This is a genomic window from Streptomyces sp. C10-9-1, assembly GCF_024497955.1.
GTDB classification, from domain to species: Bacteria; Actinomycetota; Actinomycetes; order Streptomycetales; family Streptomycetaceae; genus Streptomyces; species Streptomyces sanyensis.
Map to the genome: position 1 here is coordinate 327,048 of NZ_JANHKP010000002.1, position 12,911 is coordinate 339,958.

At 72.9% G+C, this 12,911-nt stretch carries 12 protein-coding genes; 9 read left to right on the top strand and 3 right to left on the bottom strand.

The window, feature by feature from the left end; translation table 11 throughout:
• Positions 1-8: 8 nt before the first annotated feature.
• Both dnaJ and NPS70_RS03965 read left to right on the top strand, forming a co-directional pair.
• Positions 9-1,193 carry a molecular chaperone DnaJ gene (gene dnaJ, locus NPS70_RS03960; RefSeq protein WP_256522544.1) on the top strand — a complete coding sequence of 395 codons (1,185 nt, stop codon included), beginning with the start codon at positions 9-11 and terminating at the stop codon, positions 1,191-1,193.
• Position 1,194: 1 nt separating this feature from the next.
• On the top strand, positions 1,195-1,650 hold the full coding sequence (locus NPS70_RS03965; protein WP_256522546.1) for a heat shock protein transcriptional repressor HspR: 456 nt from the start codon (positions 1,195-1,197) through the stop codon (positions 1,648-1,650).
• 236 nt (positions 1,651-1,886) lie between these two features.
• On the opposite strand, the gene NPS70_RS03970 is transcribed toward NPS70_RS03965, so the two are convergent.
• On the bottom strand, positions 1,887-2,822 hold the full coding sequence (locus NPS70_RS03970) for a helix-turn-helix transcriptional regulator (RefSeq protein WP_374211928.1): 936 nt from the start codon (positions 2,820-2,822) through the stop codon (positions 1,887-1,889).
• 201 nt (positions 2,823-3,023) lie between these two features.
• On the opposite strand from NPS70_RS03970, the gene NPS70_RS03975 reads away from it, so the two are divergent.
• Together NPS70_RS03975 and NPS70_RS03980 are read left to right on the top strand one after the other, a co-directional pair.
• Positions 3,024-3,272: a hypothetical protein gene (locus NPS70_RS03975; RefSeq protein WP_256522548.1), complete on the top strand. Its 249-nt coding sequence runs from the start codon at positions 3,024-3,026 to the stop codon at positions 3,270-3,272.
• A complete protein-coding gene (locus tag NPS70_RS03980) occupies positions 3,269-3,586 on the top strand; it encodes a (2Fe-2S)-binding protein (protein WP_256522549.1) in 318 nt (105 codons plus the stop codon). Before NPS70_RS03975 ends, NPS70_RS03980 begins: the two co-directional genes overlap by 4 nt.
• Positions 3,587-3,731: 145 nt before the next feature.
• Here NPS70_RS03980 and NPS70_RS03985 read toward each other — a convergent pair whose 3' ends face one another.
• Positions 3,732-4,136 carry a pyridoxamine 5'-phosphate oxidase family protein gene (locus tag NPS70_RS03985; RefSeq protein WP_256522550.1) on the bottom strand — a complete coding sequence of 135 codons (405 nt, stop codon included), beginning with the start codon at positions 4,134-4,136 and terminating at the stop codon, positions 3,732-3,734.
• A gap of 195 nt (positions 4,137-4,331) precedes the next feature.
• On the opposite strand from NPS70_RS03985, the gene clpB reads away from it, so the two are divergent.
• From clpB to NPS70_RS04000, 3 genes are all read left to right on the top strand, one after another.
• Positions 4,332-6,917: an ATP-dependent chaperone ClpB gene (clpB, locus tag NPS70_RS03990; protein WP_256522551.1), complete on the top strand. Its 2,586-nt coding sequence runs from the start codon at positions 4,332-4,334 to the stop codon at positions 6,915-6,917.
• Positions 6,918-7,272: 355 nt separating this feature from the next.
• Positions 7,273-7,818 carry a YbjN domain-containing protein gene (locus tag NPS70_RS03995; RefSeq protein WP_256522552.1) on the top strand — a complete coding sequence of 182 codons (546 nt, stop codon included), beginning with the start codon at positions 7,273-7,275 and terminating at the stop codon, positions 7,816-7,818.
• A 154-nt stretch (positions 7,819-7,972) separates the two neighbouring features.
• Complete coding sequence (locus tag NPS70_RS04000; protein WP_256522553.1) at positions 7,973-8,524, top strand: Uma2 family endonuclease; 552 nt, start codon at positions 7,973-7,975, stop codon at positions 8,522-8,524.
• A 196-nt stretch (positions 8,525-8,720) separates the two neighbouring features.
• Here the strand turns inward: NPS70_RS04000 and NPS70_RS04005 are convergent, their stop codons facing one another.
• Positions 8,721-9,911, bottom strand: a complete 1,191-nt coding sequence (locus NPS70_RS04005) for a pyridoxal phosphate-dependent aminotransferase (RefSeq protein ID WP_256522554.1) — start codon at positions 9,909-9,911, stop codon at positions 8,721-8,723.
• A gap of 814 nt (positions 9,912-10,725) precedes the next feature.
• Between NPS70_RS04005 and NPS70_RS04010 the strand changes: the two genes are divergently transcribed.
• Together NPS70_RS04010 and NPS70_RS04015 are read left to right on the top strand one after the other, a co-directional pair.
• Positions 10,726-11,280, top strand: a complete 555-nt coding sequence (locus tag NPS70_RS04010; protein WP_256522555.1) for a DUF2617 family protein — start codon at positions 10,726-10,728, stop codon at positions 11,278-11,280.
• Between the two features lie 49 nt (positions 11,281-11,329).
• Positions 11,330-12,877, top strand: a complete 1,548-nt coding sequence (locus NPS70_RS04015) for a polyamine aminopropyltransferase (protein WP_374211929.1) — start codon at positions 11,330-11,332, stop codon at positions 12,875-12,877.
• Positions 12,878-12,911 lie beyond the last annotated feature (34 nt).

Here is a 12,911-nt window from a genome sequence, read left to right on the forward strand (position 1 = left end):
GGACGTCGATGAGCACGAAGGACTTCGTCGAGAAGGACTACTACAAGGTTCTCGGCGTCCCCAAGGACGCCACCGAAGCCGAGATCAAGAAGGCGTACCGGAAGCTCGCCCGCGAGAACCACCCGGACGCCAACAAGGGCGACGCCAGGGCCGAGGCGCGCTTCAAGGAGATCTCCGAGGCGAACGACGTCCTCGGCGACCCCAAGCGGCGCAAGGAGTACGACGAGGCGCGCGCCCTGTTCGGCAACGGAGGCTTCCGGGCCGGGCCGGGTGCCGGCGGCGGCAACTTCAACTTCGACCTGGGCGACCTCTTCGGGGGCGCCCAGGGCGGGGGCCAGCCGGGCGGCGCGGGCGGCTTCGGCGGCGGTCTCGGGGACGTCTTCGGCGGGCTGTTCAACCGCGGCCCCGGCGGCGGCACCCGCACCCAGCCCCGGCGCGGCCAGGACGTCGAGTCCGAGGTGACGCTCAGCTTCACCGAGGCCGTGGACGGGGCCACCGTGCCCCTGCGGATGTCCAGCCAGGCGCCGTGCAAGGCGTGCTCGGGCACCGGCGACAAGAACGGCACCCCCCGGGTGTGCCCGACCTGCGTCGGTACCGGGCAGGTCTCGCGCGGCGGCAGCGGTTCCTTCTCGCTGACCGACCCGTGCGTGGACTGCAAGGGGCGCGGCCTGATCGCCGAGACCCCCTGCGAGGTCTGCAAGGGCAGCGGCCGTGCGCGCAGTTCGCGCACCATGCAGGTCCGCATCCCCGCGGGCGTCTCCGACGGGCAGCGCATCCGGCTGCGCGGCAAGGGCGCGCCGGGCGAGCGCGGCGGCCCGGCCGGCGACCTGTACGTCGTCGTCCACGTCGACACCCACCCCGTCTTCGGCCGCAAGGGCGACAACCTCACCGTCACCGTGCCGGTCACCTTCGCCGAGGCCGCGCTCGGCGGCGAGGTCAAGGTCCCCACCCTGGGCGGCCCGCCGGTGACACTGAAGCTGCCCGCGGGCACCCCCAACGGGCGGACCATGCGCGCCCGGGGCAAGGGGGCCGTACGCAAGGACGGCACCCGCGGCGACCTGCTGGTGACGGTCGAGGTCACCGTCCCCGTGGACCTGGGCGACAAGGCACGGGAGGCACTGGAGTCCTACCGCGAGGCCACCGCGGAGGAGGACCCGAGGGCAGAGCTGTTCCAGGCAGCGAAGGGAGCGTGACATGGACGGCCGTCCGGGGCGCAGCCGCAACCCCTACGAACTGACCGACGACTCACCGGTGTACGTGATCTCGGTGGCCGCGCAGCTGTCGGGGCTGCATCCGCAGACCCTGCGTCAGTACGACCGCCTGGGGCTCGTCTCCCCGGACCGCACCGCCGGCCGCGGTCGCCGGTACTCGGCCCGGGACATCGAGCTGCTGCGCACCGTGCAGCAGCTGTCGCAGGACGAGGGCATCAACCTGGCGGGCATCAAGCGCATCATCGAGCTGGAGAACCAGGTCGCCGCGTTGCAGAGCCGGGTCGCCGAGCTGAGCGCGGCCGTGGAGGGCGCCGCGGCGGCCATGCGGCAGCGCGAGGCCCAGGTGCACGCCTCCTACCGCCGCGACCTGGTGCCCTATCAGGACGTGCAGCAGACCGGCGCCCTGGTGGTCTGGCGCCCCAAGCGCCGCGGGGACTGAGCGGGCAGGACGACGACGGACGGACGGCGGGGGCCGGGGCGCGGCAGAGCGCCCGGGCCCCCGCCGTCGTCGTGCGGGGGCGCGCGCCTTCCCGTGCGACGGCCCGTCAGGGCCCCTGGAGGGCCGCTCACGGCCCTCGGCCGGGTCCCGGCGGGTCCGGGCCCGGCCGGGGCGCCGCCGCGGTGGACGCCGCGTCAGGGAGGCCGTGCGGGGGCGCCGGGCGGCTCCCCGGGGTCTCAGGCGTCGCTGTTGAGGATGCCGGACTGCGCGATGAGGTAGCCGAGTTGGGCCCGGCTCCCGCTCCCGAGCGCGGCGGCCAGCTTGGCGATGTGCGCGCGGCAGGTCCGGACGTTCATGCCCAGCCTGCGGGCGATCGCCTCGTCCACATGGCCCTCGATCAGCAGTTTGGCGATCGAGCGCTGCACCCCGGAGATGCCGTCCGGGGTGGGCTGGTACGGGGCGTCGTCCATCAGCGGGACCGCTCGCTGCCAGAGCTGCTCGAACACCTTGATGAGGTACTCGACGAGCCCGGGGTGCCGCAGCTCCAGGGCGACGCGCCGGTCGTCGCTCGCCGGGATGAAGGCGACGGTGCGGTCGAAGACGATGAGCCGCTCGATCAGCTCCTCCAGGGTGCGGATCTGCGCCTTCCCGGCCGATATCCGTTCCACGTAGGCGAGCGTGCCCTGGCTGTATCTGACGGTGTGCTGGTAGAGAGTCCGGATGCTGACGCCCCGGTCGACGAGCAGCCTGTCTCGTTCCAGTGCCTCGGTCAGGACGTCGGCGCTGCGTCCGCCGCCGGGCTGGATCGTCAGCATCTCCGTGTGGCACTCGGCGGTGGCGAGGTTGAGCGCGGCGTTGATCCGGTCGAATCCCTCCAGCACCGTGATCGCGTGGGTGCTCGCCGGGGCCTGCGCGCTGACGGCCATGAAGGGTTCGAAGGTGTCCGTCAGTTCTATCGACAGGCGGCGGCGGTCCAGGATCTCCCGCTCGATCGGGTGCAGACGTTGCGCAAGGGCGACTGACGGCGGAACCGGACGCAACCAGTGGGGATCGTCCGGATCCGGGTGGAGCAAGGCCAATTCGAGCAGGCATGGTGCGGCTTCCACGTCGATTCGAGCGATTCGTCCCGTGCTGAGCGCGCTGACGTAAAGTCTCGATCCCTCGGTGCACATCTCCGTGACCCCATGGGGATGTGACTGTTTTGTCTCGTTCCTAGGCAATGCTCCACCCCCCAGGGTCCTGTAGCTACAGGAACATGATGCATCGGGGCTGTGGCATTGACATGCCTGCATGGGTCATCGTCTGTGGTGCGGGGGAGAAGAAACCATCAAGTAAGGACGAAGCCGACTATGCGCAAGAGAATGCTTCGCTCGGTGCTTGCCACTGTCTTCTCTGCGACCGTGGTCTTCGGTGCCGCCAGTGCCCTGGACCCGGCCCTGGGCAGTGTCACGGCGGCGGCCGTGCCTCCGCCGGACAGCGGCTGGGACTCGACCCCGACGGACAGTGGCTGGAACTCGGCCGCCCTGGACAGTGGCTGGAACTCGGCAGCGCTGGACAGCGGCTGGAACTCCGCACCGATGGACAGTGGCTGGAACTCCGCCCCGGCGGGTGCAGCAGCATGACCATCCCTCCGGACGACCGTGTTTTCCGGCGCGAGATGGCCTCGGCCTACCGTTCCGGGTGGCATTTCATCGACCTCGTCACGGCCATCCCCCACCGTGGCGACTCGTTGATGGTCACCCTGTTCGGCGAGCCGATCGTCGTCGCGCGCGAAGAGGACGAGGATGTCCGGGCGTACCGGTGCCTTCGTCGGCCGCGAGGTGCACCGCAGCCCGTCCGGTGTGCGATCCGGTACGGAATGATCTTTGTCAACCTCGACGCGCGGGACCACCAGCTCGTCGAAACCGACACCACCGCCACCCCCCGCAGTGCCTGAGCGGTTCCCCCGTCGTTACAGACCGCTCAGGTGCTTCCCCCACACAGCGGCGCCATCGTGGACCTGAAACACGATGGCGCCGTTGTGCTGCCCCCGGACGGGCCCGGCGCAGGCCGCCGCGGCACCGCTCCGGGCGCCGCACCGCTCAGGTGCGCCCCATCGCCCGGGTGAGGGCGATCTCGATCACGACCCTGTCCGGGTTCGGCCGCGGCGTGCGGCGGTAGCGCGCCGTGTGCCGCGCGACCGCGTCGGCGACCGCGTCCGCCTCGGTGCGGATGCGTGCCACGCCCTCCAGCGTCGCCCAGCGCTTCCCCTCCACCTGGCAGACCGCGACCCGTGCCCCTTCCGGGCCGGCCGCCAGCACATGGGCGACCTTGCGGCTGTGCCTGCCCGTGATCACCCGCGCGATGCCCGCCCCGGGGTCGTAGGTGACGCACACCGGGACCATGTGCGGCGTGCCGTCGGGCCGGGGCGTGGTCAGGGTGCACAGCAGGGGCTCGCCCCAGAACTCCAGGTACGAGGCGTCGGGGCTGCGGGGATCGATGGCCATGCACCGGAACCTATCCCCGGCCGCCCTTCCGGGCGAGCGTGCACCCCCCTGAGCTGCGGCCCAGCGCTCCCGGTCCCGTGCGGGGGCACCTCATGGCCCGACCTTGAGCGCAATCGACTCAACTTTGTGTATGCTTGCTGAGTCAGTAGAAGTGACCCAAGGGGCGGACCCGCAGGCGAGGAGGAGACACCGGACGTGGATGCCGAGCTGACCAACAAGAGCCGTGACGCGATCAACGCCGCGAGCAACCGGGCCGTACAGGGCGGACACGCCGACCTGACCCCGGCCCATCTGCTGCTGGCGCTCCTCGCGGGCCAGGACAACGAGAACCTCGTCGACCTGCTGGCGGCGGTCGACGCCGACCAGGCCGCCGTGCGCGCCGGCACCGAGCGGGTGCTCGCCCAGCTCCCCAGCGTCACCGGCTCCACCGTCGCCCCGCCGCAGCCCAACCGCGAGCTCCTCGCGGTGATCGCGGACGCCTCCCGTCGGGCCAAGGAGCTGGGCGACGACTACGTGTCCACCGAGCACCTGCTCGTCGGCACCGCGGCCAAGGGCGGGGCGAGCGCCCGGATCCTGGAGGAGCAGGGCGCGACCGCCGCACGCCTCCTCGACGCCTTCGAGAAGACCCGCGGCGCCCGCCGGGTCACCACCCCCGACCCCGAGGGCCAGTACAAGGCGCTGGAGAAGTTCGGCACCGACTTCACCGCCGCCGCCCGCGAGGGCAAGCTGGACCCGGTGATCGGCCGCGACCAGGAGATCCGGCGCGTCGTGCAGGTGCTCTCCCGCCGCACCAAGAACAACCCGGTGCTCATCGGCGAGCCCGGTGTCGGCAAGACCGCCGTCGTCGAGGGGCTGGCCCAGCGCATCGTCAAGGGCGACGTGCCGGAGTCCCTGCGCGACAAGCGCCTCGTCTCGCTCGACCTGGGCGCCATGGTCGCCGGGGCCAAGTACCGCGGAGAGTTCGAGGAGCGGCTGAAGACCGTCCTCTCCGAGATCAAGGAGAGCGACGGGCAGATCATCACCTTCATCGACGAGCTCCACACGGTCGTCGGTGCGGGCGCCGGCGGGGACTCGGCGATGGACGCGGGCAACATGCTCAAGCCGATGCTGGCCCGCGGCGAGCTGCGCATGGTCGGCGCCACCACCCTCGACGAGTACCGCGAGCGGATCGAGAAGGACCCCGCGCTGGAGCGGCGCTTCCAGCAGGTGCTGGTCGCCGAGCCGACCGTCGAGGACACCGTCGCGATCCTGCGCGGGCTCAAGGGCCGCTACGAGGCGCACCACAAGGTGCAGATCAACGACAGTGCGCTGGTCGCCGCCGCCACCCTCTCCGACCGGTACATCACCTCCCGCTTCCTGCCCGACAAGGCCATCGACCTCGTGGACGAGGCCGCCTCCCGGCTGCGCATGGAGATCGACTCCTCGCCCGTCGAGATCGACGAGCTCCAGCGCTCCGTCGACCGCCTCCGCATGGAGGAGCTGGCGCTGAAGAACGAGTCGGACCCGGCCTCCAGGGAGCGCCTGGAGAAGCTGCGGCGCGACCTGGCCGACCGGGAGGAGGAACTGCGCGGGCTCACCGCCCGCTGGGAGAAGGAGAAGCAGGGCCTCAACCGGGTCGGCGAGCTGAAGGAGCGCCTCGACGAGCTGCGGGGCCAGGCCGAACGCGCCCAGCGCGACGGCGACTTCGACACCGCCTCCAAGCTGCTCTACGGGGAGATCCCGGCCCTGGAACGCGACCTGGAGGAGGCCTCCGAGGCAGAGGAGGAGGCCGCCAAGGACACCATGGTCAAGGACGAGGTAGGCCCCGACGACATCGCCGACGTGGTCGGTTCCTGGACGGGCATCCCCGCGGGCCGCCTGCTGGAGGGCGAGACGCAGAAGCTGCTGCGCATGGAGCAGGAGCTGGGACGCCGCCTCATCGGCCAGTCCGAGGCCGTGCAGGCCGTGTCCGACGCGGTGCGCCGCACCCGGGCCGGGATCGCGGACCCGGACCGCCCCACGGGCTCCTTCCTCTTCCTCGGCCCGACCGGTGTCGGGAAGACCGAACTGGCCAAGGCGCTCGCGGACTTCCTCTTCGACGACGAGCGGGCCATGGTCCGCATCGACATGAGCGAGTACGGCGAGAAGCACAGCGTCGCCCGGCTGGTCGGCGCCCCTCCCGGCTACGTCGGCTACGAGGAGGGCGGCCAGCTCACCGAGGCCGTCCGCCGCCGCCCGTACAGCGTGGTGCTCCTGGACGAGGTGGAGAAGGCCCACCCCGAGGTCTTCGACGTCCTGCTCCAGGTGCTCGACGACGGCCGGCTCACCGACGGCCAGGGCCGCACGGTGGACTTCCGCAACACGATCCTGATCCTCACCTCGAACCTGGGCAGCCAGCACCTCGTCGACCCGGCGCTGGGCGAGGAGGAGCGCAGGGAGCGGGTCCTGGCGGCCGTCCGCGCCGCGTTCAAGCCGGAGTTCCTCAACCGGCTGGACGACCTGGTGGTCTTCTCCGCGCTCACCCGCGACGAGCTGACCCACATCGCCGGGCTCCAGATCGACCGGCTGGCGGCGCGGCTCGCGGAGCGCCGGCTCACCCTGGACGTCACCCCGGCCGCCCTGGAGTGGCTGGCCGACGAGGGGAACGACCCCGCCTACGGGGCGCGGCCGCTGCGGCGCCTGGTCCAGACGGCGATCGGCGACCGGCTCGCCAGGGAGATCCTCTCCGGCGAGATCCGCGACGGTGACTCCGTCCGGGTGGACCGCGGCGAGGACGGGCTGGTGGTGGGCCCGGCGCGGTGACCCCGGCGGTCGCCCGCCGACCGGCCCGGCCCTGCTCCGCCGCCCGGCGGAGCAGGGCCGGGCCGTGACCGCTGCGGACGCGGACGGCCCTGGCACGGACCGGCGGCGTGCCCCCGCCGCGGCTGCGCGGAACCGCGCCCGGCGGGGGAGGGCGGTCGCGTCCGCGGCCTGCGGGCCCCACCGGCACCGGGCCGTCGCCGCCGGCCCGGACCCGCGGCGCCCGCTCCCGGGCGCTCCCCCTCGGTCCACCGTCCGGCCTTCCTGTCAGCTCGCAGCGGATCGGGCGCGGCGGGGCTTGCGTCGGGCGGGCGGGCATGGGAGAGGATGGCCGCATCCGTACGAAGGGAAATTCACGGTGACCATCGATCCGTCCTCGATTCCGAACTTCGGGGGCCAGCCCCAGCCTCAGGCCGCAGGACCGGCGGGCCCCGTCGTTCCCGACCAGGACCTGGTCAAGCAGCTGCTCGACCAGATGGAGCTCAAGTACGTCGTCGACGACGAGGGCGACCTCGCCGCGCCGTGGGAGGACTTCCGCACGTACTTCATGTTCCGCGGCGAGAAGGAGCAGCAGATCTTCTCGGTGCGGACCTTCTACGACCGGCCGCACCCGGTCGAGAAGCGGACCGAGATCCTCGACGTCATCGACGACTGGAACCGCCGCACCCTCTGGCCGAAGGTGTACACCCACCTCCACGAGGAGGACGAGGCGGCGCCGACGCTCCGCCTCATCGGCGAGGCGCAGATGCTGATCGGCACCGGCGTCAGCCTGGAGCACTTCGTCTCCTCGACGGTCAGCTGGGTGCGCGCCTCGATCGAGTTCGACAAGTGGCTGGTCGAGCGCTTCGGCCTGGCCGAGGGCGAGAAGCCGGCCGAGGGCGAGGAGCCCTCCGGCGGGGCCTGAGCCCCGGGGGCGTACGACGGCAGGGCCCGGGGGAAGGCGTCCGACGCCTTCCCCCGGGCCCTGCCGCGTCCGCCCGCTCTCGCAGCAGCATCGCCACGCTCGACGACGGGGCGCTGTCCGCCGTATCCCGACCACACACGGGAGGGTGCCGTCCGTGAGCGTCGAAGCGCTCGTGCACACCGAGTTCCCCCAGGGGTACACGGTCCTGTTCGGGGCCGGCGGAAAGGTGGTCACGACCCCGCGGAGCGAAGAGCACTCCAGCACCACCGGGCCGATGCGGATCGACTCTCCCGCCCTCGGCCGTCACGCGAAGGTCGCCTCCGGCGCCTGCGTCGGCTTCCCCGCCGACGAGAACTCCGCCCCCGACCCGGCGGTCCTCCGTGAGGACGCCCGCCGGGAGGGCAAGCGCCACGGCTTCGAGGACGTCCTGCCGATCCCCGGGGCCGTCTCGACCCCCTCGGCTGGCGGGGACGACGACGACTGCACCGCGACGTACGGCCGCTACGGCATCCCGGTCCACCCGGTGGTGGATCCCGACGCCCAGGACGCAGTCCGCCACACCCGGCCGACCGGCTCCGGCCACATCGCGGCGCGCACCCACACGTACGGCACGGGCAAGCGTCCCGTCCCCCCGGCCGGCGGGCGTACCCTCACTCTCGACCTCGACGAACTCCCGGTTCCGGAGGCCGAGTCGAGCGCCCGCTGACGGCGCTCCGTCAGCTGTCGCGGCGGTGTCGCCGCCGAGTGGTCGGGACGCCGTCCCCGGTGGCCGTGTGGATCGGCCGGTGCCCGACGTCGATACGGCGCGACCGGTGCCCCGGAGTCCGCGCTTGAGGGCGCGAGGGTTCCGTGGGGGACGGCAGGCGGGGAAGGAGGCGGCTGCCGGCCCCACGGGCCCGCGGTCAGTGCGCGAACGCCTTGCGGAGCCGTTCCGCCGCGTCCGTCAGCACCTCGGCGCGTTTGCAGAAGGCGAACCGGACGAAGGGGGCGCCGGCCTCCTGGTGGTCGTAGAAGACGGCGTTCGGGATGGCGACGACGCCCGCCCGTTCGGGGAGGGTGCGGCAGAAGGCGAAACCGTCGGTGGCACCGAGGGGGCGGATGTCGGCGGTGATGAAGTAGGTGCCCTGGGGCGCGTAGACCCCGAACCCCGCGGCGCGCAGGCCGTCGGCGAGCAGGTCGCGCTTGCGCCGCAGGTCGGCGCGGAGGCCGTCGAAGTACGCGTCCGGCAGGCGGAGCGCCTCGGCGACCGCGTACTGGAAGGGGCCCGCGCTGACGAAGGTCAGGTACTGCTTGGCGGTCCGGACCGCGGCCACGAGTTCCCGGCTGCCCGTCGCCCAGCCGACCTTCCAGCCGGTGAACGCGAAGGTCTTGCCCGCGCTGGAGATGGTGACCGTCCGCTCGCGCATGCCGGGGAAGGACGCGAGCGGCAGGTGCTCGCCCTCGAAGACCAGGTGCTCGTAGACCTCGTCGGTGACGACGAGCAGGTCCCGTTCCACCGCCAGCGCCGCGACGGCCGCGAGCTGGTCGCGGCCGAGCACCGTGCCCGTCGGGTTGTGGGGGGTGTTGAGCAGCAGCAGCCGGGTGCGCGGGGTGACCGCGTTCCTGAGCTCGTCCGGGTCCAGCTGGTAGGAGCCGTCGCCGGGCCGCAGGGTCACCGGCACCCGGACGCCCCCGGCCATGGCGATGCAGGCCGCGTAGGAGTCGTAATACGGCTCCAGGGCGATCACCTCGTCACCGGGCTCGACCAGGGCCAGCAGAGCCGCGGCGACCGCCTCCGTGGCGCCCGCGGTCACCAGGACCTCGGTGTCGGGGTCGACGTCCAGCCCGTGGAAGCGGCGCTGGTGCTCGGCGACGGCGGTGCGCAGCTCCGGTACGCCCGGCCCGGGCGGGTACTGGTTGCCCCGGCCGTCGCGCAGGGCGCGCACCGCCGCCTCGCGGACCTCCTCGGGGCCGTCGGTGTCGGGAAAGCCCTGGCCGAGGTTGATCGACCCGGTGCGCGCGGCCAGTGCGGACATCTCGGCGAAGATCGTCGTGCCGAACTGGGCCAGCCGCCGGTTCAGCAGCGGTCGTGGTGCCGTTTCGCGTCCTGTCATGGCTGCATCCTGGGTGAACCTCTGGACTTGCTCAAGTCTGCTTTGGGTCCGGGGGCCCGAGGGCATTCCCCCGGCACGCGCGAACATCGCGCGGGGAAAGCACATCCGTCAGGAGGCGGGCGGCGCGTGGCGCCACCGCTTCGGGGGAGACGCAGAAACGGGGGAAGCGATGGAGGCATTCGTGATCGTCTGCATCCTGGTACCGGCCGTGATCATCACGGTGATGGTGTCCGCGGCACGCAGCGGCCCGAGGAGGCGGGGGCGCCGGCGGGCGGGCGGCGGGTCCGGCGGCTGGTGGGCCGGGTCCGACGGCGGCGGGACCTCGTCCTGCGGTGGCGGCGGGTCGTCCTCCTGCGGCGGCGGTGGCGGGTCCTCGTCCTGCGGCGGCGGCGGTGGCGGTGGTGGCGGGTCCTCGTCCTGTGGTGGTGGAGGCGGCTGCGGGGGAGGCAGCTGAGAACCCGAGGTCCCGCGGAAAGGCTCCGGCGGTGAAATGCCTTCGGAGCCCTTCCTGTTGACGGGAGAATATTCCGCGGGCAGCAGTGGCGTTACCCCGAGTCGGAGCCCAGCGGGCTTTTACCGGTGAACAGTTGAACCGTTGGGCCCCCGGGGGGATGGAAACCGCGGCAAGTTGGTAAAAACCCCTGTGGACGACCAGCCGTTCATGATTCCCTCGGAGTCGGAACCGAGTGGTTCCAGTCAGCCCTCGGACCAGTCGTGGACCCGAGCAGGCCACCCCCTCGATGCCATGCCTCCGCTTCCGGAGTGCCCGGTCCACGTGTCCACCCCGCCGATGCGCGTCCTGCGGAGCCGACCCATGCTCACGACCATCGATACCCCCTACACCGACACCCGAGCCGACGACCTCGCCTGGGCGCTCGGCAGGGAACCGCTGCCCGCCCTGGCCGTCCTCGACCTCGAACTGTGCGGCGCGGCAGTGCAGTTGCGCCTTCTCGGCGCCTCCCACCAGGTGCTTCTCAGGGAGGCCGGCGTCTCCTGCTCGGAGACCGTCGCGTGCATCCCCGGCAGCAGCACGCCCCTGCCGCTCGGAGTGGCCGAGCGGATCGGCGACCGGGAGTACGCGTTCGCGGCCCGCGTCGAGACCCTGTCGCGGCGCGCCTTCGCGGGCCGCGCACAGGAGCTCCTCGCCCTGGTGGCCGATCATCCCCACGGTCTCGCGGGCACGTTCCCCGGTGACCCGCACGCCTTCACCGCGATGCTCGCCCGGTACGCCGACGGCCGGGTGCAGTGGCGGACGTGGCACGCCTACCCGCAGGAGGGCCGTCTGGTCGTCACCCGGACGAGGTTCGGGGGGCTGCGCCGGGCCGCTCCGGTGGCCGCGCGGGAGCGGCGCGCCACCGTGGCGAGTTAACTCGTGTGGGTGACCATACGTGGGGCGCATGTAACGTAGCGTTACAGAGGTGATCGACCAGCGGCAGCCCTCATCCTCCACGGACGGGGTGCCGCTGCCCGTGGGGCCCGACGTCGGCCGATTCCTCGTCCTGGCGGTGGTGTTCGTCTGCGCGGCCTGCGGCCTCGTCTACGAGCTCGAACTGGTCGCGCTCGCCTCCTACCTGATCGGGGACTCGGTCACCCAGGCGTCGGTCGTGCTGTCCGTCATGGTCTTCGCCATGGGCATCGGCTCCCTGCTCGCCAAGCGGCTCCGCTGCCGGGCCGCGGTCGGGTTCGGCGTGCTGGAGTCCGTGCTGGCGCTGGTCGGCGGCAGCTCGGCCATGGTGCTCTACGCCGCCTTCGCCTGGACGGGCGGGTCCCGCGTGGTGCTGGTGGTGTTCTCCCTGGCGATCGGCGTGCTCATCGGCGCCGAGATACCCCTGCTGATGTCCCTCATCCAGCGGGCCTCGCGCAGGGACGCGGAGGGCACCGTCGCCGACCTCTTCGCCGCCGACTACGTGGGCGCCCTGGTCGGGGGGCTCGCCTTCCCCTTCCTGCTGCTGCCCTGGCTCGGCGAACTGACCGGTGCCCTGGCCACCGGGGCGGTCAACGCGGTCGCCGGGGCGGTGCTGGTGCTGTGGCTGTTCCGCCGCGACCTGGCCCCGCACTGGCGCCGCCGCCTGCTCCTGCTCAACGCGGCCGTCCTCGGGCTGCTCGGCCTCGCGGCCGTGCTCGCCGGAGACTTCGAGGCGGCCGCCCGCCGCGCCGTCTACGGGGACGAGGTGCGGGTCGCCGTCCGCACCGAGGCGCAGGAGGTCGTCCTGACCGGCCCGCCCTCGGGGCCGCCCGACCTCTTCCTCGACGGCCGCCTCACCGTCCGGGGGCGGGACGCCCACCGCTACCACGAGGCCCTGGTGCACCCCGCGATGAACGGCCCGCACGCCCGGGTCCTCGTCCTCGGCGGGGGAGACGGCCTCGCCGCGCGCGAGGTGCTCCGCTACCGGGACGTCCGCTCGGTCACCGTCCTCGGGGCCGACCCGGGCCTGGTGGACCTCGCCCGGACGGACCCCGGGCTCGCCGGACTCAACGGCCGGGTCTACGGCGACCCCCGGCTGGAGGTCGTGCCGGAGGACCCCTTCTCGCGTCTGCGGCTCGCCGAGCCCCGCGCCTACGACGTGATCGTCTCCGATCTGCCGGATCCGGCCGAGGCAGCGGACACCAAGCTCTACTCGCTGGAGTTCTACGGCCTGGCCCGCCGGGCCCTCGCGCCCGGCGGGCGGCTCGTGGTGCACGCGGGCCCGCCCGGCACCCGGCCGCGGAGCTTCTGGACGGTGGAGGCCACACTCGCCGCGGCGGGGTTCGCCACCACCCCCTACCGGGACCGCTCGGCGCCGGGCGGTGACCGCGGCTTCCTCCTCGCCGCGCCGGGCGCCGCACCGCACCTGGAGCTGTCCGAGGGCGCGCCGCCGCTGCGCTCCGGGCTCCGGGAACGGCTGCCCGCCGCCGTCCCCGCCGCCGAGCGGACCCGGCTGAGCGGGCTGGAGCCCTCCACCCTGGTCCGTCCCCGCTACCGGTGACGCCCGGAGTCCGCCCGGGTCCGCCCGGGTCCGC

Coding starts and splice junctions, on each gene's coding strand:
- NPS70_RS03980 (WP_256522549.1), top strand. CDS start 3,269: ATGACCATCCCTCCGGACGACCGTGTTTTCCGGCGCGAGATGGCCTCG.
- NPS70_RS04005 (WP_256522554.1), bottom strand. CDS start 9,911: ATGACAGGACGCGAAACGGCACCACGACCGCTGCTGAACCGGCGGCTG.
- NPS70_RS04010 (WP_256522555.1), top strand. CDS start 10,726: ATGCTCACGACCATCGATACCCCCTACACCGACACCCGAGCCGACGAC.
- dnaJ (WP_256522544.1), top strand. CDS start 9: ATGAGCACGAAGGACTTCGTCGAGAAGGACTACTACAAGGTTCTCGGC.
- NPS70_RS03985 (WP_256522550.1), bottom strand. CDS start 4,136: ATGGCCATCGATCCCCGCAGCCCCGACGCCTCGTACCTGGAGTTCTGG.
- NPS70_RS03970 (WP_374211928.1), bottom strand. CDS start 2,822: ATGTGCACCGAGGGATCGAGACTTTACGTCAGCGCGCTCAGCACGGGA.
- NPS70_RS03965 (WP_256522546.1), top strand. CDS start 1,195: ATGGACGGCCGTCCGGGGCGCAGCCGCAACCCCTACGAACTGACCGAC.